This window comes from Candidatus Roseilinea sp. NK_OTU-006 (genome assembly GCF_012931985.1).
Classification (GTDB): Bacteria; Chloroflexota; Anaerolineae; order J036; family Brachytrichaceae; genus JAAFGM01.
Genome location: NZ_JAAFGM010000038.1, coordinates 1 through 22,167, shown reverse-complemented (window position 1 = coordinate 22,167; position 22,167 = coordinate 1). Strand labels below are relative to the sequence as shown.

The 22,167-nt window shown below is 64.7% G+C and carries 13 protein-coding genes and 1 pseudogene; 5 read left to right on the top strand and 9 right to left on the bottom strand.

Annotated elements, in window-relative coordinates; all coding sequences use genetic code 11:
* A partial coding sequence (locus GXH28_RS14070; RefSeq protein ID WP_169239664.1) for a tetratricopeptide repeat protein occupies nt 1-552 on the top strand: 552 nt, incomplete at its 5' end.
* Between the two features lie 213 nt (nt 553-765).
* On the opposite strand, the gene GXH28_RS16990 is transcribed toward GXH28_RS14070, so the two are convergent.
* The 5 genes from GXH28_RS16990 to GXH28_RS14050 all read right to left on the bottom strand — a co-directional run bounded on the left by GXH28_RS16990 (nt 766) and on the right by GXH28_RS14050 (nt 15,077).
* On the bottom strand, nt 766-975 hold the full coding sequence (locus GXH28_RS16990; RefSeq protein ID WP_169239663.1) for an LIM domain-containing protein: 210 nt from the start codon (nt 973-975) through the stop codon (nt 766-768).
* Nucleotides 976-978: 3 nt separating this feature from the next.
* Entirely contained in the window at nt 979-1,659 is a 681-nt protein-coding gene (locus GXH28_RS16525; RefSeq protein ID WP_240550421.1) for a hypothetical protein, read from the bottom strand.
* Between the two features lie 30 nt (nt 1,660-1,689).
* The gene (locus tag GXH28_RS16520) at nt 1,690-2,361 is read right to left on the bottom strand and encodes a hypothetical protein (RefSeq protein WP_240550420.1); all 672 of its coding nucleotides are present in this window, start codon (nt 2,359-2,361) and stop codon (nt 1,690-1,692) included.
* A gap of 445 nt (nt 2,362-2,806) precedes the next feature.
* Nucleotides 2,807-14,839, bottom strand: coding sequence for an Ig-like domain-containing protein (locus GXH28_RS14055; protein WP_240550419.1), 12,033 nt, complete (start codon nt 14,837-14,839; stop codon nt 2,807-2,809).
* Entirely contained in the window at nt 14,832-15,077 is a 246-nt protein-coding gene (locus GXH28_RS14050) for a hypothetical protein (RefSeq protein ID WP_169239661.1), read from the bottom strand. The genes GXH28_RS14055 and GXH28_RS14050 overlap by 8 nt, the downstream gene beginning before the upstream one ends.
* A 136-nt stretch (nt 15,078-15,213) precedes the next feature.
* Here GXH28_RS14050 and GXH28_RS14045 point away from each other — a divergent pair, with 136 nt between their 5' ends.
* The 3 genes from GXH28_RS14045 to GXH28_RS14035 all read left to right on the top strand — a co-directional run bounded on the left by GXH28_RS14045 (nt 15,214) and on the right by GXH28_RS14035 (nt 20,096).
* Nucleotides 15,214-15,858: an REP-associated tyrosine transposase gene (locus GXH28_RS14045; protein WP_169239660.1), complete on the top strand. Its 645-nt coding sequence runs from the start codon at nt 15,214-15,216 to the stop codon at nt 15,856-15,858.
* A 188-nt stretch (nt 15,859-16,046) separates the two neighbouring features.
* Nucleotides 16,047-19,052, top strand: coding sequence for an ATP-binding protein (locus tag GXH28_RS14040; RefSeq protein ID WP_240550418.1), 3,006 nt, complete (start codon nt 16,047-16,049; stop codon nt 19,050-19,052).
* A gap of 168 nt (nt 19,053-19,220) precedes the next feature.
* Nucleotides 19,221-20,096 carry a TPR end-of-group domain-containing protein gene (locus GXH28_RS14035; RefSeq protein ID WP_169239659.1) on the top strand — a complete coding sequence of 292 codons (876 nt, stop codon included), beginning with the start codon at nt 19,221-19,223 and terminating at the stop codon, nt 20,094-20,096.
* Here GXH28_RS14035 and GXH28_RS16985 read toward each other — a convergent pair.
* Both GXH28_RS16985 and GXH28_RS14025 read right to left on the bottom strand, forming a co-directional pair.
* Nucleotides 20,014-20,352, bottom strand: coding sequence for a transposase family protein (locus tag GXH28_RS16985; protein WP_445082660.1), 339 nt, complete (start codon nt 20,350-20,352; stop codon nt 20,014-20,016). The two genes, GXH28_RS14035 and GXH28_RS16985, sit on opposite strands and share 83 nt — an antisense overlap.
* Before the next feature lie 48 nt (nt 20,353-20,400).
* Entirely contained in the window at nt 20,401-20,550 is a 150-nt protein-coding gene (locus GXH28_RS14025; RefSeq protein WP_169239658.1) for a hypothetical protein, read from the bottom strand.
* A gap of 132 nt (nt 20,551-20,682) precedes the next feature.
* Here GXH28_RS14025 and GXH28_RS16515 point away from each other — a divergent pair.
* Nucleotides 20,683-20,775 (top strand): annotated as a pseudogene (locus GXH28_RS16515) (transposase); the annotation flags it as partial.
* Between the two features lie 450 nt (nt 20,776-21,225).
* Here the strand turns inward: GXH28_RS16515 and GXH28_RS14015 are convergent.
* Together GXH28_RS14015 and GXH28_RS16075 are read right to left on the bottom strand one after the other, a co-directional pair.
* Entirely contained in the window at nt 21,226-21,921 is a 696-nt protein-coding gene (locus GXH28_RS14015) for a hypothetical protein (RefSeq protein ID WP_169239656.1), read from the bottom strand.
* A gap of 42 nt (nt 21,922-21,963) precedes the next feature.
* Nucleotides 21,964-22,167 (bottom strand): hypothetical protein (locus GXH28_RS16075; RefSeq protein ID WP_206156860.1); only part of this gene is annotated, 204 nt, incomplete at its 5' end.

The following is a 22,167-nucleotide window of genomic DNA, read 5'->3' as shown; positions in this document are numbered from 1 at the left end:
CATGTGCGGAAAGCGATAGGGGACGTGCAGCAGTTCCGGGATGAGCGCGAGGCGGCGCTGGCGCGGTATGGGCAGGCGCTGGCGCTCTACCGGGCGATTGGCGACCGGCTGGGCGAAGCCCATGTGCGGAAAGCGATAGGGGACGTGCAGCAGTTCCGGGATGAGCGCGAGGCGGCGCTGGCGCGGTATGGGCAGGCGCTGGCGCTCTACCGGGCGATTGGCGACCGGCTGGGCGAAGCCCATGTGCTGGCAGCGTTGAGTCGCCTGCGGATTGACGATGATCCGCCGGAGTCGCGGCGCCTCCTCGAACAGGCGCTGGCGCTGCGCCGTGCTATCAATGATCGATACGGCGAAGGCGCTGACCTGAGCAACTATGGCATTGCGCTGATACATCGCGGGCGTGGCGCAGAGGCGTTGCCCTTCCTGGAACGCGCCCGTGACTTGTTTGCGTCGCTCGGGTTGACGCATGTGGTGGAGGATATGGAGCAACGGATTGCGGCAGCGAAGGGAGGGAGAGGCTTTCAGGATAGCGTTTTTGGGGCTTTTCGGTGATTGCAGAGGTGGGTCGGGCTGCTGTTCCGATAGGGTGACTACCCGCCATCGGAGCAGAGCAGCCCCGCATGATCCGCCTGCCCGGATTATCGCAATGGTTCGGTCGCGTGGCACATCATCTGCCCCACTTGACCCGCTCACCGGCGTGGGGTTTGACGCTCTGGCGTATGGGCATGGTGCGGGCAGCACACGCCGGTCTCCTGATGGGTTGGGTCATGCTGGCATCCATCCCGGATCGCGTCCGTGCGACCACTCGTGGGCGTTTGCGCGACTGGTCTCTGAATGGAGCCGATACGCAGGGAGCCAGGCACGGCCACAAGCGGCGCAGACAAAGTGCTCCAGATGCCAAGTCGCGCCCACGGCCGTGACATACGCGCTGTGAATGGCCTGACGACACCCCTTGCAGATCGGTGCGCCGACCACGGTTCACTCCACCACCCGTGCCAATCGCCTGCCATCACCAAAGCTGAGCAGCAGCCCGCGGCGCAAGGCTACCGACGCCCCGCGGCCCACTATGCCACTCCCGCCAATGATGACCTGCCACGGGGTATCACTGTTGTTTACTAGGCGATGCGCTCCTGCTTTGGGATCCCACACCACCTGCCCGATGAGGGGGGTGCTCCGGCGGGTGAAGGGAGGCAAGCGGCCGGGCTCGGCTATGTCGGCGAACACCGGCAGGCCGTGGTAAAGCACGATCATGCGCACCGGCACATACGAGCCTCTGGCCCGGGACTCCAGCAGCTCCAGCACAGCCGGGAAAGGCGGCCGGACGCCGGCGCCGCAGAAGGGACACTGTCGCCGCGGGGGCGGCTGCAACCAGTACGGATAGAAGAAGGACTGACGACAGGTCGGACAACCGACCAGCAGATCATAGGCCTCGGCTAGGGCACGCTCCCATTCTACTGCCTGAGGGCGTTTTGGAGGATCGTGCAAACCGTGGATCAGCGCCTGCTCGGTTACCTCTTGCAGCCTGGGTGGAAGGGCTCGGTAAGAAAGCGCTCCTCTGCGAAAGAGCGGCGTTCCGATCTGCGGCAGCCAGTTGCGCCGATCGTTAGGGTGCTCGCTAAAGCAGGCGTACTGACCATAGCCGAGTTCATCGTCATGCATCTCATCATCCGGGTCGTAGCACGTTTGGGTCTACATCACGTTGCGGAGCAGCAAAATCCACAGCACCAACACAGCAAGACTATGCCGGTCGGTAGATTCGTCGGGTTTAGCTTTGCCCATCATAACCTCAGGGGCGATAAAGCCAGGCATTCCCTTAACCTGAGGAGGCAAGAAACCCTTGACCACCAGACCATCTAGATCGATCAACACAACCTCGCCGGATATGGGATTGGCCAGAAAGTTCTTGAAGTGAATATCAGCGTGGGCCATCCCCTTGCCGTGAATGGTGCGCACCGCCGCGGCCGTGCCTCGGGCAATCTTGAGGTACTCCAGCCAACTTCGCCCCTGGCGGAATTGCTCTACGGCGTCTATTGGGCTGTAGATCAGCTTGTAGAGAGGAACATGTGAAGCAGGCACACGGCGGGTGACCACGCCCACGTTGGACTGGCCGTTGAACCGATCTACAATGCCCAGCGGCCAAGCCAGGAACTGCTCATCCTCGCCCAAGTTCCGCCCCAAGTCAAGGACGTGCTGGAGTAGCTTTTGTTTGTCAGAACTGGGGTGATGATAGATCTTGACCACATAACGGCCATCGGTGGTGAAGAAGATGCTTCCTTCGCCGCCCCGATGCGCTTCCTGGTCATTGATGGTCAACTGATTCGGTACATTTCGGCTGTTCGACAGCAGAGTCACGGTTCCCATACGTCCGCTCCTGTTGCGTGATGACAACCAAGGTGCGGTCATCCCAGCTTCCTTTGACGGTTGTACGCCGATTTCGTTGCTATTCCTTTCTGAATCTGATGTTTGACTTCACTGCAAAAACTCACCGCAGAGGCGCCGAGAGTGCAGAGTTCTCCATCAGGAGAATCTCTGCGTACTCTGCGTCTTGGCGGTAATAAGGACCGTTTTGCAGTAGACTCATTTTTCGATCCGGCGCAGGCCTTTTGTCATCACATAGCCCCACCCCTATAAGCACTCCCAAACTGATCAGAAGCGTCCACCCGTTTGAAGCTGAGAACGCCGCCAGACGGCGCAACGTCACCGCCGTCGGACCAACGTTGTTCCCCACCGCCCAACGACTTGCGGATGAGCCGCGCTGCCGAGAGGCGGCGTCGGCTCTATCCGCAGGTTGGGCGGCCTCGCCCGATTACGGCGTGCTTCTGAGCACCAGCGGCAGGAAGATATGGTGTAGCGGCTTCTCTGCCACGGTGATGTTGAAAGCCTGTTCGGTAAATGCCCCGGCCCGGTCGGTCACGCGCAGCACCACGGCGTGGTCGCCCACGTCGGCGTTGGTGGGCGTGCCGGAGAGCGTCGCCGTACCGTCGCCGTGGTCCTCCAGCGTCAGCCACCCCGGTAGCGTCGGCGCGGTGAGGGTGAGCGCGTCGCCGTAGGCCAGGTCGTCGTCATCGGCGATGATCTCGTAGGTGTACGGCACGCTGGCCCGCACCGCCCCATCCGGCGGCCAGGTGATGAAGCGCGGCGCGTCGTTGCGGTTTTTCACCAGGAGCGTGAACGGCCCGGCCACCGTCCAGTTGCCGGCGCGGTCCACAGCGCGCACGGTGATGGTGTGCACGCCCGGCACGGAAAAGTCCAACTGCGGCACGCCGTGCCAACGTCCGTCCGGGAAGCGCACCAGGTCGGTCGTCCACAGGCGGCCGTCCGGCTGTTCGATGCGCAGATCGGCCCAGGCCAGCGCCGCTTCGCTCAGCGTGCCGGTAAAGACCGGCACCGCGTCGGTGATGGGCTTCCAGTACCAGGAATTGAAACTCCAGCCTGTGTAGTCCTCACGCCAGACCTCGGTGAGGACCTGCGTGACGGTGAGGCGCGGCGCGAGTGTATCCACGCGCAGGGTGCGCGTCAGCGGCTGCGAGCGGTTGCCCGCGCCGTCCACGGCGTAAAAGCGCACCGTCTCGGTCACGCCTTCGCCCGTCACGCCGATGGTGTAGGGCAGCCACCAGTTGTCGCTTGTCTGCGGCGAGGGGATGAGCGCCCCATTGCTCTGGCAGGATTCGGCGCTCTCGTCCACGCGGCAGGCCAGCACGCCGGCCACGCTCAGGTCGTCGGTGATGACGCCGTAAAGGTTGATCGTCGGCCAGTTCAGCCCGCCAAAGATGCTGTTGGCCAGTCTGGCATCGGTGTACGCATCCAGCGCGATCTGCGGCGGGGCGAGGTCCACGGCGACGGTGATCGGCTCGCTCCACGCGCTCCAGTTATCCGCCGCGTCCTGCGCGCGCGCCCGCAGGCGGAATTGCGCGCTGCTCGTGCCGGCGTCCCAGGTGCATGTCCAGGCATAGCCGCCCGCGTAAGGACAGGTGAAGGTGCGCGGACTGCCCGTCGGCAGGGGTTGCGCTTCCAGTTGCAGGCGGGCCACGTCAGCGTCATAGACCCAGCCCCTGACGGTGTTGGTGAGGGGCAAGGCAAGCGCCCAGCCCAGTTGCGAACTGACCGGCAGCGGCTCGACGATGCGCGGCGCCTGCGGCGGGGCGTTGTCCACCGCGTGGTGCACCCAGAACCACTCAAAGGGCCGATGGGTGGCGTCGTCCACCGTTAGCATCAGTTCGGCGGCGTTGGGGTTGAGCGCGGTGTTCACGGTTGCCGTAATCGTCAGCGTTGCCACCTGGCCCGGTGCAACAGTCCCCAGATTGTAGTTGTAGGGGTTTGGCGTGCCAAACTCCAACGCCCCGCGTGCCGTGGCGGTGACGACCACGCCGGGCATTGCGCCATCGCCGCTGTTGTGGATCACGATGGTATAGGTCACCGTCTGCCCGTTTCCCACCACGCCCGACGCTACGCCGGTGATGGGATGGTCAATGCTGCCGTCCAGGTCGGCGTCAATCGGCTGGCCGGGTGTGAGCACATCGTAGCGGTCGCTTTGCAGATAGCCGACCACGCCGCCGCGCGGCTGCGCGTCCACAATGATGGACGGAACTGCGCCGCTGTAGCGTCCGGCGTTGGGCAGGATGCCGGCCGGCAGGCTGTCAAAGGCCAGGGCTTGCGTCAGCGTGAGGGCGTGCATATCGCCCACGCGCGCCAGCGGGTTCCGGTCGGCGGCGCAGTTGAGCGGGTTGAGGTCCGGCGCGCCGACGAGCAGGCAGGGCAGCGCGCCGCTGCTGTATGCTTCGTTGGCGACAAAGGCCGCGATCTGCAGCGGGTTGCCGGCATTTGTGCCCAGCGCGCCCAGCGGGATATAGAGGTCGGTGCGGCGCGGGATTTGATCGCTCGTCAGGCGGTAGACCGGCGGGCCGGCGGGCGTGGGCAGGGTTGTGGTGGACATTGTCGTGGCCGTGATCCACGCGCTGCCGTTCCACTGCTTGATGACAGCCGTGGCCGCATCGCGCACGTGGACAAGGTAGTCGGCCTCAAAGGGCAGGGTCACGGCTACAGCGTCCTGCCATCCCTGAGGCGGATAGGGTTGGTCGGCGGCCGTCGTGCCGCCGGCTTGCGTGTCAAAGTAGAACCACAGGTCGCCGTGCACGTCCCAGTCGCCATCCTCGGCGATCCAGGTCAGTTGCAGCGCGTCGGCGTTCCACGAGCCGTAGAGCCGATGTACGCCCTGACCGCTGCGCTCGCGGCTGAGCAGCGATGCGCCGCTTTCCAGCCAGTGCGAGTACCAGATGCCGTCCGCCGCTGCGCCGATCAGGTCGGGCGTGAGGGGCGAATCTACCAGATACGGCCCAAAGGTCTGCACGCGCGCGTTGCCCAGCCCGTCGCGGATGACCAGGTGGGCGTAAGCCACCTGCGCCTCGCCGACGACTTGTTCGTGGCGGCGCGGGGCGTCGGGCGCGTAGCGCTGTAGGGACGCAAGGCCTTGCGCATCCACCGTGACCGTGGGGCTGCTCGTCCAGCCGACATAGTAGCCCTCGATGCCGCTGCCGTCGCTGGCCGCGTCCCATTCCACGATGAGCGGGCGGTTTGCTTCGCGGACCACCGGGTTGGCCCGCGAAAGCGGCACGCGCTGACCCAGGCTATCGGTGTAGGCCAGGGTAACGGTCACAGGCTCCGGCGGGAAGAGGTCCACGGTGAGCGTGGGGGTGATAATGGTCACTTGTCCGGCCAGGTCGGTGGCACGGATGGTGATGGTGAACGGCGTCGCGCCGGCCGGCGCGGTCATCGCCAACTGCCACCCGCACGCCGGGCAGGGGTTGGCGTCCAGTTGGGCGACCCTTGCGGTCGCCCCTTCCTCTACTACCTCTACGCGGGCGATGCCGCTGTCGTCGCCGGCGCTGCCGGTGAGCATAAAGGCGTTGAAGCCGGACAGGGCGTGCGTGGACGTGTAGACTACGGGCGCCACCGTGACCGTCGGCGGAGTCGCATCCACGATCACGCGCACCGGCGCGCTCTCGGCGGTGTCGCCGTTGCGGTCGCGGACCTGGGCGCGCAGCGTGTGCAGCCCTGCCGCCGCCGTCCAGGTGTGCGTTTCGCTCGCTTCGGTCAGGCCGGGGCCATAGGTCCAGGTCTGCGCAGGCGTGTCGTCTATGCTGAGGGTGAGGCTGTAGACCTCGTGCAGGGCATAGCCGCTCACGGTGATCGGAACGGCGCCCGGCGCGACGATGGTGTTATCCGCCGGCGCGTTGACGGCGGCAAAGACCGGCACGGCAGGCCAGACGTTCAGGATGACCTCGCCGGTCGCCCCCGCGCCGCGATTGTCCTCCACGCGGTAGGTGAAGCGATCCTGCCCGGCGAACCCGACGGTTGGGGTATAGGTAGCTGTGGCGGCGAGATTTATCTCGCCTTCCGGCCCGTCCAGCAGCGTAAAAGTCAGCGGATTGGCGTTGGGATCGCGCGCCTCCAGCGTAAAGGTGGTCGGTGTGTTGTGCGCCACCTGCACGATCTGCGCCGTGGTCGTGGGCGGATGGTTGATGTCCAAATCCAGGCTCAGCGACCAGAACCAGTGATCGGGCGCAGTATAGACTGTCTCCAGGTCGCTGCCGTCCAGGTTGGCGCGGCGCAGCGTGACCGTGTAAGGGCCGCTACCGTCCAGCGTGGCAAAGTAGAGTTTGCCTCCGCCGCTGTCCACCGCCAGGCTGGCAAGCGCCAGGTAGAGGTTGGAGGGCACGACCAGCGTCGCTTCGGTGTAGGTGTGCGCGCCGCTCCAGGCGGGCGGATAGGGGATGCGCAGGATGCCCGATCCGCTGCCGGTGCGCTCGCCGGCCACATAGAGCATCCGCGCCTGTGGGTCAACGGCCATCCCGTTGTCCAGCATAATCTGCACGATGGGCTGCCCCAGTTCTTTAATCGGGTCCATATACCCGCTCTCGCCGCTTTCGGCGTAGAAGCGGATGCGCCCGCCGACGTTTTCGGCCACAAAGACCACGCCGGCAAAGGGATCGGCAGCCAGTCCCACCGGGCTGCTCAGCGCAGTGGTCAGGGTGACTACGTCGCTGCCGTCCAGGTTGGCGCGCAGCAACGTCCGCGTTGTGCCGCCAGCTTCCAGCCAGTAGAGATGGTCGCGCGTGAGGGCGATGGCCAGAATGTCGCCGCCGATGGTGCGGGTGATGATCTGTTCGGGGTCGCTGCCGTCCAACCCCAGGCGCCAGATGCGGTCATCGCTTGCAGTGGGCAGCGCCGCATACAGCCGTTCGCTGTGCGGATGTACTTTGAGATTCTGGTAGCTGTAGAGGGTATTGTGTCCCAGCGCCAGGAGGTCGAGCAGGTGCGTATGCGCTGCCATGTTCAGGTCCAGGCGATAGAGCGCGCCGTCGTTGTTGGGGCTATAGTTCCAATAGATACCGCGCGTGTTCGGCAGCTCGGGCGGGGACGCGCTGAGTGTGGCGACGTGGCCGTAGCGGTCGTAGGCGGTCACCGTCGGCGGCGTCGTCACATAGCCGGGCACGCTGCACTCGCCGTACAGTTGATAGAGACGGGTGGTCTCGCCAAAGATTTCGCGCCACCAGGCGGTGTCGTAATAGTAGGGGCGCAACGCCGCTGCGCCTCCAGGGCAGGGGGATTGCAGCCCCTCTTCCACCAGGTTAAAGTCGTTGACCCAGACGCGATAGCGGGTCTGGGCGGTGCTGCCCACGCCGGTGTAACTCACGTCCAGGGCGATGCGCGGTGCGGCGGTGTCTATCTCGCCGCGCCAGGCCGCGCTGGTCAGCGCATTGCCCAGCACGTCGGCGGCGCGCGCATCCAGCCGGTAGAGACCCTCCATAGCACAGGATGAATCCTGTGCTACGCAGGGCGTGTATTCCCAGGTCGTGGCGAGCACGCCCGCGCCGCTCTGCGCCAGGGTGACGGCCTGCCAGTCGGCCTCGGCGAGTTCGGCGCGGAAACGCAGGCGCGCCTCACCGGTCGCCTCGTTGTAGCGCAGGCGCAGCGGATGGACGCCGGCGCCCAGCGTCAGCGTGAGCACGGCGCTGGTCTGGCCGTCGGGCGCGCTCAGGCGCAGCGCGCCGTCCACCCACAGCGCGGCGGTGGAATCGGCGTCTTTGGTGACGGTCAAGGTGTACACACCCGGCACGCGGAAGAGCGCCTCCTGCTGCCATTCGGCGATGAAATGGTCGGCAGTGAGGTCAGGGGCCGGCGCGCCGACGCCCCAGTCCACATCAATTTCAGGGGTGACGGTGTACACGGTCGTTTGCGAGCCGCTCCGGTCGTACAGGCGCCCGCGCCACAGCCCCGGCGCCACGCCCAGGTCGGCCGGCGTCAGGCGCACGTCCAGCGATTGCACGCCGCTGCGCACGTCTCCCATTTCATAAACCGTGCCGGTGAAGGGCAGACTGCCGGTGATGGGCTGTGGCGGCGGGTAGAGCACCAGCGTATCCGAGATGACGGTCACTTCGCTGCGCGGCGGTTGCTGTACCTCCACGCGCGGGGCCGTGCCGTCCACCTGATAGGCGAAGGCAAAGGCGTCGGAGACATTGCCCACCGTATCGGCGGCGCGCACCAGCGCGGTGTAGACGCCGTTCGGCTCCAGGAGTGGCAGGCCGTCGGCGTCTGCGGCGGGCAGGGTCAGGGTGTAGGTGACCACCCACTCGCTGCCGATCCGGGTCGCTGCCTGCCAGCCGGCGCTGTACGGACGCAGGTCCATCTCCACGCTATCTACGCCGCTGCCGGGGATGGAGCCGGGCAGGTTCGGGTCGGCGGCGGTGAAGCGCAGGACCAGTTGCCGGCGGCCATCCTCCAGCGCGATGGGCGCCAGCACCGTGTACGGCGCGATGACGGCGTTGACGGAGGGCGGCGTGCCGTCGGCGTAAACGGCAATGCTCTGCTCGGATTGCGACGCCGCCGACTGCACGTTGCCCACGGCGTCGGTCGCGCGCACCCAGAGGGTGTGGATGCCCTCGGCGGCGGGGATGGGGACGGCGGCGCTCCACCGTTCCCGCCCGTTGGCCGTCTGCCACGCGCCGTTGTCGGCGCGCGCCTCCACTCGTGCGATGTACGAGGTCGGGTCGCTCGCCGTGCCGCCGATGACCACGCTCCGCCCGGCGGGCAGGTAGGCGTGCACCGTCGGCCAGGTGATGGCGGCGGTGGGCGTATCGGCGTCTACGGTGACGGTCAACTCTGCCGAGGCGGTCAGGTCGCCGGGCAGCCGGCTGCCATCGGGGTTGATGCCGGTGGCGCGCAGGGCGGCCTGCAGCGCCGTGACCTGCGTGGGGGCGGAAAGGGCCACGCGCGCGCCGCTCTCGACCCGCACTTGCGCGCCCGGCGCCAGAGCCGGGTTATTGCCGAACGTCCAGACCGTTGCGCCGCCGCCCAGGTCGGTCGGGCGGGTGAGGGTGAACGTCCCCTGCGCCGAGATCTGATCCATCGTGTTGTGCACGGTGGCCGTGATGGCGAGGGACTGACCGCGCTCCAGGTAACCGTCGGCGTCGTTGTGGGCCAGCGTAACCGCCAGGCCAAAGGGATTGTAGACCTGCGGGTGGAAGGGGTAGGCCGCCGGGTCGCTCAGGTGCAGCGTGCGCTCCAGCCGGTCGCTGATGCCGTCACCGTCGCTGTCGGCGATCAGCGGGTTGGAGGTGACGAGCGTGGTCCGCGTGGGGTTCGTGCTGTAGGTGAACGTCCAACCCCGCACCTCTTCGAAATCGGGCAGGCCGTCGCCGTCGGTGTCGGCGCGGGTCAGATCGGCGCCCAGGCGCAGTTCCTCGGCGTCGCTCAGGCCGTCTCCATCGGTGTCGACGGCGGTCGGCGAAATCGGCGAGCCGCTCTGCTGCCAGCGCAGTTCGATCAGGTCGGAGATGCTGTCGCCGTCGCTATCCCACAGCGCATCGTTCGGGTCGTCGCCGCCGCGCGCCGCCGCGAGCAGGCCGTCGCCGTCGCCATCGCGCAGAGGCGGCAGGTGGGGGTCCCAGGTCCAGGCCACAAATTCGTCCAGCGTGGGTGGCAGGACATCCAGCACCAGGTTGATAGGGAAATCCTGATTGGCCTGCATCTGATTGATGCTGCAATTGGCCTGCGTCTCGGTAGAGAGCCAGCACTCGGCAGTGGGCAGGGCGAAAGCAGTGGAGAGCCATAGCGCGTGCTGGCGGTTGAGGCCGGTGGTCAGTTGGATCGCCTGCGTGCTGGAGATGACACGGTCGGCGCGCAGGGCGTACAGGCGATACGTAGTGGTGCGCCAATCGTTATAGCGCACCTCGCGGGTGTACTCTGCCTGGCCGAAACTATGCCAGTCGCCCCACGTGTTCCTCATCTCGTTCAACTGCGCCTGACCGACGTTTTGGATGAACGGCCCTAACGCATAGCGCAGGGCGACGCCACGCTGCGTGGTCTCGTTGGGCGCGGAGGCCAGGTATTCGTGGAATAAAATCTCGCTGACATCTTCATAGCGCGGCGTCTTGGCCCAGTGGCGCAGGTGCAGGCCCGGTATGACGGCGCTGCCGCCGGTCAACATCGGCTGCGCGCCGCCGACGGGCAACAGGTCAATGCCGCGAATGTTCAACAGGTCGTTGCCGGTTTCGGTCACCACGCCGACGCGGTAAAAGGCGCGCCGCAGGAACGAGTTGATGGAACCGGCGATGCTGAAATGGCAGGCTGCCTCCCACACGCCGGTCTGACACAGGGCAGTGGCGACCAGGTCAATGAGCGCCAGCACAGACAGCCCAATCCCGATGACCGCCAGAATGGCGCCGAAAATCCAACCATGCGGGCCGGCTCCCAGGCCGGCGATGATCAACGCCAGGAGGATGCTCTCGGTGACCAGGAGCACGAAAATATCGGCGACCGTCTCGGCCAGCAGGATGTGGCCGGCGACGCTACTAATCGCCACCGTCCCGCTCAGGTAGACGTAGAGCAGAAAGGCGATGCGCGCGGCGACTTGCAGGATCAACCCGATCACTTCCAGCACCAGCATCGCTTTGGTGATGGCAAAGGTCGCCGTGGCGAATCTGGTCAGCGAGGCGATGATTTGATGCGTTTTATAGATGGCGTAGAGCATCTTGCCGATTTGAATCAGCAGCGAGACGTTCTTGATGAGCATATAGACCACAGAAGTGATCAGCGAAAGGCCAACACCGGCGACCACTTTGGTCCACGTTGGGCCGCCGAGTTGGGCGGCGATGAATGAGGTGATGAACACTGCGGCGACCGTCACCAGGATGAACACCACTACCAGCACGGCGCCGACGATGACCAGACCCTTGAAGAGTGAGAGCGCTCTGAGTTTGGCGCCCAGCGTCCCCAGCGCATCCTGCACCTTGCTGACCACGCCACGCGCCAGGTCGCGCGCCGTTTCCGTCGCAGCCTTGGTCAGCGCCGTTTTGAGGTCGCCAAACACCCGGAAGGCGGAGACAAAATTGACTTTGACCAGTGGCCCGATTTCTTCGACGAGCAATGTCCCGATTTTGGTCGTCACCGAGAGCAGCGCGCTGGACGCCGTCCCGCTGAGTTTGATGATCCTGGCGACAATGCCGGTATCGGCGGCAAAGGTGTAGCGCACGATCTGATCGCCCACCTGCACCAGTTGCACCACGCCTTTGTAGAGCGCCAGATAGTACAACTGATAGATGAATTGCTTGCCTTCGGCCTCGCGCTGCGTCTCGCCCGGCTCGATGAGGGCCGCTGTCGGATAGCGCCGCTCGATTTCCTGCCAGTAATCCTCCACGGAGACGGTCTGCCAGGCGGCTTGCGCGGCGTTGTAGCGATAGGGCGTCCACTTGAGGCCGGCGTGGACGCGCACGGCGTTGACCGACGGGCTAGCGAAATCCACCGTCACCTGCGCGCCATTCCAATTCACCGCCTGCGTCTCGGTGGGTAGGGCCGTGCTTTGCAGGTTGATGAGGCGGAAACGCTCCTCGGTGGCAAACAAAAGCGTGGGGGTGATCGGGCGATAGGCGTCAAAAGCGGACAGCGCCGCTGCTACGTCTGTGCTGGCCAGCGCCTCCAGCGCCGCGTCCAGGTGCGCGTAGGTGTGCGTTTCCACCTGAAGCGTGTCGGTAATGGCCCATTGCCGCGTTTCGTTGTAAGGCCCGTTGGTGTCGCGGTCAAAGCGGCGATAGATTTCCCCCACGGTGATGTCGCGTTGTCCGTCACTCTGGCACGCGCCCGTGGCCGTGAGCGTGCAATCCCGCCCGGAGAGGAAGCCCTCCTCCAACCCCATCGTCAGCAGCGTCAGTTCGCGGTCATCGGCGCGGTCGGGGTCCACCGCCGGGTCTTCGTAGATGATGGCCGCATCCACGCCGTGATCCTCGCGCACGTTCAGGCCGGTCAACTGCCAGGCGTCGGGATAGACCATCAGCACCTGCGTCTCGTTGTAGGTACAGTCGCTGTCGTTGCACGAGTCATTCAGGCCGATCACGGCCCACACCAGGCGCACCTGATGCGGCGCGCCCCATGTCCCGCCCTGGGGACGGTAGATCATCCGCGCCTGAAAGGCCATCTGCGCGCCGGTCGTCGGATCGCTGATCAGTTGCAGGGGCACATAGACCGAGCGCCCCTTCCCCACCCCCAGGCCGTTGACCCCAATGCCATATTGCTGATAAAAGTTCAGATTGGCCATCTGCGCGGGCGTGCTCTCAAAGGGCAGCAGGGCGGGGATGTCGGCGCAGGCATAGTTGGCGTTGAGATGGCGCGGGTTAAAATTGTTCCAAAAATCTTCGTAGAACAGCAACGCGCGCGGTTCACCGAACAGGCTGTCAAAGCGGATATCGGCGCTGTTGAACGCGCGGTTCACCTCTGTCCCTTCCACGGGCAGGTCCGCTAGCCGGGTTTCGGGTCGTTCGCACGTCCCGCTGTAGAGGGCCAGCTCGTGTGCCACGCCGCCGCCGTAGCCCGCACGCGAGACGGTCCCGTTCACTTGCACTTCGCCCCCATTGCTGCGCGTTAGCGTCACCGTGCCGGTGAAGGGCGTGCCAACGCGGAAGCGCGGGTCGGTGTATTCGCGCAACGTCAGGTTGAAGGAGGGGTTGTTGGTGGTGACCAGTTGGCTGGGCGTGCCGGGGATATGAATCTCCAGCATCGGCGCCAGGCGCACGTCGCCATAGGCGTCCTGCGGGCGCGTCGAGTTGGGGTTCACGTTCTGGAAAGTTTTGCCGTCGCGGTCCTGCATCTGCCCATCCTCATCGCGCGGCCAGTCGCGCGTGGTGAGGGCGTACCACAGGTGATTGGGGTTGGTGGGGCGCAGTTGATACTCCACGTAGAGGTATTTGCCGGCAGTGACGTTGGCAACGCTGAACGCCAGGGGGTTGGTCTGTGAAAAGACCGTCGTCTGCTTGGAGAAGGGCGACAGGTCGTAGCGGTCGGGCACGCCGTCGCCGTCGTTGTCGTCGTCGTAGAGGTCAGGCGTGCCATCGTTGTCGGTGTCCACGCCCCATTCCAGCCCATCGGGCAGGCCGTCGTTGTTCGTATCGGTCAGCAGCGGATCGCCGTACCACCAGCGCCCGTTGTAGAAAAAGCCGGTCACCTCGTCATAGTCGGAGATGCCATCGTTGTCGCTGTCGCGCCCGTCGGGGATGCCGTCCTCGTCCCTATCCACGGTGATGGACAGCGTCCCCAGGCGTTCTTCCTCAGCGTTGGTCAGCCCGTCGCCGTCGTCATCGCCGTTGGGATTCTGCTGCTCAAGGGGAGAGGGGGAGAATGGGAGAGCGGGAAAGGATGAGAGCGCGAGAGCGGCAGAGCGAGCGGACTCTAACGGCGAGATGCCCGCCACGGCCAACCTGCCGGCAGGGGAGGGTTCGGCCAGCGTCTCTTGCAAGGCGGTCATCGCCTCGGCGCGGGCCTGTTGCGCCTGCTGACGGGCTTGCGTCGCCTGCCGGCGTTCGGCGGCGGCCACGGCGCGCTCCGATTGCGCCAGCGGGCCGAACAGGGTGCTGGTGATGACCAGCACGCTCACCACCGTGCGGATGCGGGGCGAGCGTCCTCTGCGCGCCACGACCAGTGCGCCCAGCGCAACCAGTGCGACCGACAGCGCGCACGTCCCCACTTCCGGCGCGGTGGGCAGGCGGGCCACGCCCAACGCCCGTGCCACCGGTGACGCGGCCAGGCGCACATCGCTGAAATCCACCTGCATCGTCAGGCGCGTCATCCCGCCGTTCTCGCCGGGCAGGTCGTAGGTGAGCGTGTTACGCACGGGAAGGCCCTGCTCATCCACCCACAGTTCGCCCATCCCCGCGATGTTCCGAAAAGCGGCGGGAAGTTCAACCTCCGCGCCGGGCGGCAGTTCGCCGCGGGCGGTCAGGGCGGCGACGGTCCATTCTTGCAGCGCGCGGGCCAGGCGCGCGCCGTCCAGACGATACGGGTGGCGGGTGTAGGGGTGAAGCGCCGCTTCGTCCTCTTCGTCCTCTTCGCCCCTACCCTCCGGCACGATGGTCTCCTGCGCCGCCGTCAGCAGGGCCAGCCAGTCGCCCTGCGGGGCAAAGGCGGCGCTGAAATCGTCCAGCGGCTCCCACTCCCCATCGGTGCGGATCCAAGTGTGGCCGTTTTCCAGGCGCAGGTCTATCTTACCCTCGCCGGTGAGCAGATTGCCGCCCTGCGTCCAGAGGCTGGCCTCCATTCGCTGCTCGGCGGGCCAGGATTGGCCGGAAAGGTAAAAGCGGTGTCGCTGCCCCACCTGTCCGACGGTGGTCACATCGGCGATGGGGATGCGCTCCTGATCCAGCGTGGCGGAAAAACGGTAGTATTCCACGGCGTCCCATTGGCGCTGCGCATCCGCTAGGGAGGGGGTGGGTGAGGACCCCCGTGCCGTGCGGTGTGCGCCCACGCCGAGAAGGGCGATCATCAACACAATGATCAGGGTTAGTTTTTTATGCATCTTGGCCTCCGTTATCCGTCCCGGTGGCACAGGATTCATGCTGTGCTACTTCGTTACAGGTGTCCGGCGTTTGCTTCTCCAAAAAGACCAGCAGCCCGTCCAGATCGCCGAACCCCACGCGCTCGCCCGTGGTCACGTTCTCCAACAGCGCGCGGCAGGTCGTCCGGCCCTGCGCGCAGACGCGCCACACGCGCAACAGGTAAGATGTGTAGTGAGATAGAACACCGTCGGCTGACATAGGGCCTCCGTAGCACAGGATTAATGCTGTTCTAAGACCACACAATACACGATGGGCGTCAGGAAAACGTCAAGGCCTTGCGCATGGTTCTGTAAGCGAGTACGATGCAAGGGATTGGGGAATTAGGGATTGGGGTATGACCGCCTTTTACCGCCGCAATCTACCGCACATCCATCCCAGCCATGCGACCTTCTTTATCACCTTTCGGCTGGCGGGCTCGCTGCCGCCGGAGATCATCGAACGTCTGCGGGAGGAATTCCAGGCAGAGGAACGGCGGCTGCAACAAACCCTGAGCGGCGCGGCACTGCTGAGCGAACGATACAAAATCCAAAAGAAATTCTTTGGACGCTACGATGCATGGCTGGATCAGATGGCGCACGGCCCGACCTGGCTGCGTCAGCCGGAAATTGCCCAACTCGTTGCGGACGAGATTCGGCGCCTGGATGGCGCGCACTATGACCTGTGGGCCTATTGCATCATGCCCAACCACGTTCACCTGCTGGTGAATATGGCACGTTTTGGTGACGTTGATACCAGAGGGCATCCTTCCGCACTGAGCCGGGCCTTGCATCTGCTCAAAGGACGCACGGCGCGCTACGCCAACCGCTTGCTGGGTCGCAGCGGAAAATTCTGGCAGGACGAAAGTTACGATCATGTCGTCCGTGACGAGGCGGAATTGCAGCGTATTCTCCAGTACATCGTCAACAATCCTGTCAAGGCAGGTCTTGTTGCCGATTGGCAGTCCTGGCCTTATACGTTTGTAGCCGTAGCACAGGATTAATCCTGTGCCTGTGCTACGATTAGGAAGAATTCGTGTCGCAGCTCTCGCTCACTCTATTGGGGACACTGGCGATCACCCTGGATGGCCAGCCCGTCGCCGGCATCGAGTCGGACAAGGCGCGTGCGCTGCTGGCGCGCCTGGCGCTGGAGCCGGAGCGCGCTTTCCGCCGCGAGGCGCTGAGCGCGCTCTTGTGGCCCGAAGCCGCGCCCGCACAGGCTTCCCAGAACCTCCGTCAGGCGCTCTACAACCTGCGCCGCGCCCTCGGCGAAGCCTTTTTGCTGACGACGCCCCACACCGTGCAGTTCAACGCCGCCGTCGTGACGGTGGACGCGCTGACCTGGCGTCGCCTATGGGGCGAGACGCAGACGCATCGTCACCGCCGCCGCGAGACCTGCCGTCCCTGCCTGGAACGCCTGGCGCAGGCCGTGTCCCTCTATCGCGGCGACCTGCTGGCGGGCTTTGCGCTCAAGGATTGCCCCGCCTTCGACGACTGGCTGGCCGTCGAGCGCGAGCAGCTGCACGTGCAAGTCCTGGAGGCGCTGACGTTGCTGGCGGACGCAGCCGAGCGCCGCGGCGACCGCGCGGCCGCGCAGGAGTATGTCCGCCAGCAGCTGGCCCTGGAGCCGTGGCTTGAGGCCGGCCATCGGCGCCTGATGCGCCTGCTGACGCTGGACGGCCGGCGCGCGGCGGCGCTGGCGCAGTTCGAGGTCTGTCGCCGCGCGCTGGCCGACGAGCTGGGCCTGGCGCCGGATGAGGAAACCCGCGCCCTCCACGCGCGCATCCGCGCCGGCGAGCCGCTCTCCGCCGCGATGCCGCTTCCCCCCGCGCCGCCCACCGACCTGCCGCTGCAACTCACCTCGTTCATCGGCCGTGAGCGCGAGTTGACGCTGTTGAGCGAGCGCCTGAGCAACCCCGCCTACCGCCTCATCACCCTCACCGGGCCGGGCGGGGTGGGAAAGACGCGCCTGGCGCTGCAACTCGCGGCGACCCTAGCGGAACAGTTTGCCGATGGCGTCTCTTGGATCTCGCTGAGCGACGCCGTCACCGAAAGCAACCTGATTCTGGCGATTGCCGACGCGCTGCACCTGCGCCTTTCCGGCGCACAAGACCTGCGCGCGCAACTCTTGCAGGCGCTGCGTCACGACCGGCGCGACCTGCTGCTGGTGCTGGACAATTTCGAGCAACTGTTGCCTGTCGGCGGCGCGACGCTGGTACTGGAGGTGATGCGCGCCGCCCCGCGCCTCACGCTGCTGGTCACCTCGCGCGAACGGCTGAATCTGCAAGCCGAGTCGGTGCTCCCGCTAGAGGGCCTGGGCTGCGATCTGCCCGCTCCTGACGCGCCGCCCTCCGAAGCCGCGCAGTTGTTCGTCGAGCGCGCCGGACGTGCCCGAATGGACCTGAGCGTGGGCGCGGCAGACCAGACGATGATCGCGGAGATTTGTCATCTGCTGGAAGGCTTGCCGCTGGGCATTGAGCTGGCCGCCGCTTGGGCCGGTGAAATGTCGCTGGAAGGCATCGCTGAAGCCATCACCGTCACGCGCGATTTCCTCGCCTCCAGCAGTCCCGACATGCCCGACCGTCACCGCAGCCTGCGCGCGGTCTTTGAAGGCTCCTGGCAATTGCTTTCTCCGGAAGAGCAGTTCGCGCTGATGCGGGTTTCCATCTTTCGCGGCGGCTTTCACGCCGAGGCCGCGCAGCACGTCGCCGGGGTGAGCGCGGCAACGCTCAGCCGTCTGGCGCGCAAATCGTTGCTCTTCCTGGACGGGCCGCGCGTCCGCTACGGGCTGCACGGCGACATCCGCTACTATGCGGCGGAGAAACTGGCGGCGCAGCCGTCCACTGCCCAGGAGATGGCCGCGCGTCACGCCGCGTATTTTGCCGACCTGGTGCAGCAGCGAGAACAGGCCCTGCGCGGACGCGCGCAGCAGGCAGTGCAGGCCGAGCTGGAACCCGAATGGCAGAACGTGCTCGCCGCGTGGCAATGGGCCATCGCCCACGGCGACGAGGCGCTGCTCACCCGCCTGACCCACGGGCTGTTTGCCTTTTGCGAAGCCAAATCCTGGTTCCGCGAAGGTGCGGCCCTCTTCCAGCCCGCTTTAGAGCGGATGCGGGAAGCGGCCCGCGCCGACCTGGCGGCCGCCGCGCTGCTCCGTCGCCTGCTGGGGCGGCAGGCCGTCTTTTGCCGACAACTCTCGCAGTACGCGCAAGCGCATCAGTTAATTGAAGAGGGCCTAGCCTTGCCGGGCCTGCCCGACGACGAGGAGCGCGCGTTCCTGCTGTATCAAAAGTCCTGGGTGGATTTTTTGCAGGCGCGGTACGCGCAGGCGCGCCAGTGGGCCGAGGCAAGCCTGGAGCGTTACCGCGCACTGGGGCAGCCGGTGGGCATCGGCGACAGCCTCTATATGCTCGGCTGGACGGCCTACGAGTTGGGGGATTTTGCCGCCGCCGAGGCGCTCTGCCTGGAGGCGCGGGCGGTGTGTGCGCAGGCCGATTATGCCTGGGGAGTGCAGTACGCCATCTATGGGCTGGGGCTGGTGCGACGCGCGCAGGGGGACTATGCCGCCGCCCGCCGCTGTTTCGAGGAGAACATGACGTTTTGCGACGCCATCGGCTACCTGTGGGGCGTGGCACAGGCGCGCATCAACCTGGGGCTGGTGGCACTGGCCGAGGGCAACGTGGAAGAGTCCGAAGCGCACTTTCAAAAGAGCCTGCTCATCGGCGAGCAGATCGGCAATGCATGGGTCAACGCGCAAAGCCAGAAGGGCCTGAGCGATGCGGCCTTATTGCGCCGCGACCTGCCCACCGCGCTGACCCTGGCGGAGCGCAGCCTGGCGCTCTATCAAGCGATGCAGGATCGGGATGGGATGGCGGATAGCCTGCTGCTGCTGAGCCAGGTCGCGCTGGCAAGCGGTGACCTCCCCGCCGCCCACCGCGCCCTGACGGAAGCCGAGGGGTTGATCCAGGCTACGGAAAACGGCTTCCGCGCCGCCAGGGCGCTGGTTCAGCGGGTGGGCATCCTGCTGCGGGAAGGGGAAACTGCGCAGGCGCGGGCGCTGCTGGAGGAAACGCTGCGCCATCCGGCCTGCGAGGCGTCCATCCACAAGCGGGCTATGGAGGCGCTGCGTGGAGCCGGCTACCTTGCCCCGCCTGCCGAAAGCGACATTCGTCACAGAACACCTGAGTGGAAGCCATAGTTGCCCCCTACGCCCAGACCTGAGCTGGATGAGTAGGGAGGAAGTGCAGTTTTAGATGCCGGCCTGAATGCCTGGGTTGACGCAGGAGCAGCAATGGATTGGGACAAACTGCTTCAATGGATTACCGACCACAAAGACGCCCTCGGCTAGCTCTTCGGCACGGGCATCGTGGGCGCGCTGCTCGGCGGACTGTACAAACTCATCCGCTGGATCATCGAGTTGCGGCGCGAACGACAGCGCGGCGGCGAGGGACAACCCTTCATTCTCATTCCGCCCGGTGGCGACGTGCTGGCCGTGGCCCTGCCCGACCCACTCGATTCCCCGCTCAACGACCGCAGCATCCCCTACGTAGAGCGCCTGCCAGGGCGCAGCGTGCGCCGCGCGATGGAAGACCTGCCCCTCCAGCAGCGCGCGCTGCTGGTCTGTGGCAAAAGCGGACTGGGCAAAACCCGCGAGGCCGCTCACCTAGCGCAAACGCTGAGTGCCGAAGGCTGGACGGTGCTCTATCTCCCGCCCGACCGCTGGCTGGAACCCCCGGCCCACCGGCTGGAGGGCGTCCCCGACCATAAACTGCTGCTTTTCGTGGACGACCTCAGCCGCCGCTGCGGGAGCGGCCGCCGCGAGGTCAACCCGCGCGCCGATTCGCTCGCCCAGCCGCTCACCCTGCCCTTTCAGGAACGCCTGCTCAAGACCCTCCGCGCCTGCTTTGCCGCCCTCTGCGGCGACATCGAAGAAGCCTTGCGCCTGCTGGACATCGCCCTGCCAAAACGCCAGACTTCACGCCAATGGGCGCGCCAGGCCCCCGACCTGCGTGCTCTGCACGGCCACCCGCGCTTTGAGCAATTGACCGCGTCGTTTCCAACGTCCAACGGGTGCGCATGTAAATTTTGCAAGCATAATAGACCTCTTGCAAACGTCGATCAGTTGGCCATCTTGAGTTCGAGATTGTGGATGGCCGCAATCAAGTTGAAGCGCAACCCAAATCGCTTGGCCGGCTCCGATAGCGTTCGCACAAAACACGAAAGATCTTTAACCTGCGAATGACATTTTCAACAAAGATGCGTTCTTTGGATATTTCAAGATTGCTCACCTTTTGCTCAACAGTCAATGGATACAATTTGGATTTCTTGGTAGGTGCCAGACTGCTCTCATGCCAATCAACAATACCTTGGTGACCTGAATCTGCTAAAACACGAATGTGCGCAGATATGACACTGCGGCTATCGTTAAAAAGCGAAAAACCGTGTTTGCCGCCGTTACAAACGTCTGTAGCTCTGATGTGGAGAGTCGTTTGGTTCACGATCAGTCGTGCTTGTTGGGTGTGCCGCGTTTTCTTGCCGCTGTCGTGTCATTGTTGTTTTTTCAGGCGTTCAATCGGTTGCTCAGGAGCATCAATCAGGACAACTTCGATCAGCGTGTCACTCGATTGTAACGCTTGCTCCTGTCCACGCTCAAGCGGCGCGCAGGGCGGTATGGCAAACGTGATGAACGCGGTCATCCAGTTTGGGTGACACTGGCCGACAGCGGCTTTGACAGCGCCGCCATCGGCCCACGCGACATCATCCCGCCGATTCGGCGTGGTGGTAGTTTGAAGGCGCCGGAACGCCAGGCGCGGGCTGAGTTGGTCTCGCATGCGCGTCTGGACGGCTTGTTCGGTCAGCGTTGGAAGAACGAAACCGTCCACTCGGTCATCAAACGCAAATTCGGTGATGCCGTTCGCTCGGTTAAGCCGGCCTGCCAAAACCGTGAAGGCCGCGTCAAGTCTGTCGTTTCCAACGCTCATCGCTGAGTATGTCCTTGTGTCTGAAGGTTCTCAACTGAGCACGAGTGGGACGTTGACCTGCTCTGACACGACATGGAATTCGGTCAAAGGGAGGAGTACCTCCTTCGACTGAATACTCCGACGCAGATGGTTCTCCGACCAGATGTTCTTGAAGCGAACGTCAATCCCCCGCTTCAAGAGTTGAAGAATGCCCTTTCCGCCTTGTTGAAGAAACGTTAGCAGAAAGGCAGAAAAGAGCGGCCCAAGCGCAGCAGGATTGAGCGGGCCAGCGAGGAAATGAGCCAACCCTGCGGGGAGAGCGACCCCATGTGCTGCTACAGCATGGGTATCCAGAATACCCAAGAGCAAGCGTAGGCAACCGCAAAGCACAACCAAACCCGCGTATCGTCATCAATGGTGATGTTCATCGCGTGCTCCTTTGCCGTTGGTTCTGCCCAACGGCTTGCCGCTCAGCCGCTCGAATAATATGCTCATGTAATCGTAACCTTCCCTGCGCTCTTGGAAGAGAATATGCTTTTCGGCAAACCTGGCGCGATCCCAGGTTCCGTCGTCATAGCGCTGATACAGGTCGTCGTATGACGTAGCCGATATGATAAACGCGTCCAGCGTGATGTCGTTCCGGTTACTCCGCTTCCCGATTTCCTCTGCCAGTGCGGGTAGCCGCTCGTGCAGGCGCGCCTTTTCGTCATGGATATAGGCGTTGGTATGCACCATGCCATGCGGCTCAATGAACACGATGCGCTGAGCTTTTGTCGCTTGATCCACCAGCCAGAGGATGAAATCCGGATAAAAGCCGCGTTCCGCAAAAAAGCCTATGCCATAGCCGCGGCTCAGGTTGCGTAGCAAAACGACCTCTTTGCCTTTCAGGGAGATGTCCTTTTCTGCGTCCCAGTACGCGCGCAGGTCGCGCACAAAGCGCGCTTCGCTCTCCTTGAGCCCCGGCGGGACAATCTGCGCCTTCTCGGGCATATCTACCAGCAAGGGTTGATAAAGGTGGCGGTCGAAATGGATGCGCGGCAGGCCGGCGTTTTCTTGCCGATACAGGCGTTTCTGATCGTTGAGTACCTTTTGTACCGCTTCAACCAACTGCTGCTCCGAACGTGGGATTCTGACCACATAGCCCGCCCGTTACTCATTCGCGCTTGGCGGCCTGAATCCCAAGTTGGGATCGTCGTGATCGAGCGACCGATAGACCATGGTTTGCGCATCCCATTGCTCGCGGCGCACCTGATACCAGCGAGCCATGTAGCGGCAAAGGGCGTGTGTCACGGCTTGCTGAAGCAGGGCGCGGTCTCTGAACGATTGCGGCCGAATTACCCGCTCGTCGGCAAT

What these genes read in the sequence shown, in the direction of transcription:
- GXH28_RS16525 (WP_240550421.1), bottom strand. Translation starts at nt 1,659, where the DNA reads ATGCATGACGATGAACTCGGCTATGGTCAGTACGCCTGCTTTAGCGAG.
- GXH28_RS16520 (WP_240550420.1), bottom strand. Translation starts at nt 2,361, where the DNA reads ATGGGAACCGTGACTCTGCTGTCGAACAGCCGAAATGTACCGAATCAG.
- GXH28_RS14055 (WP_240550419.1), bottom strand. Translation starts at nt 14,839, where the DNA reads ATGCATAAAAAACTAACCCTGATCATTGTGTTGATGATCGCCCTTCTC.
- GXH28_RS14050 (WP_169239661.1), bottom strand. Translation starts at nt 15,077, where the DNA reads ATGTCAGCCGACGGTGTTCTATCTCACTACACATCTTACCTGTTGCGC.
- GXH28_RS14045 (WP_169239660.1), top strand. Translation starts at nt 15,214, where the DNA reads ATGACCGCCTTTTACCGCCGCAATCTACCGCACATCCATCCCAGCCAT.
- GXH28_RS14025 (WP_169239658.1), bottom strand. Translation starts at nt 20,550, where the DNA reads ATGACCGCGTTCATCACGTTTGCCATACCGCCCTGCGCGCCGCTTGAG.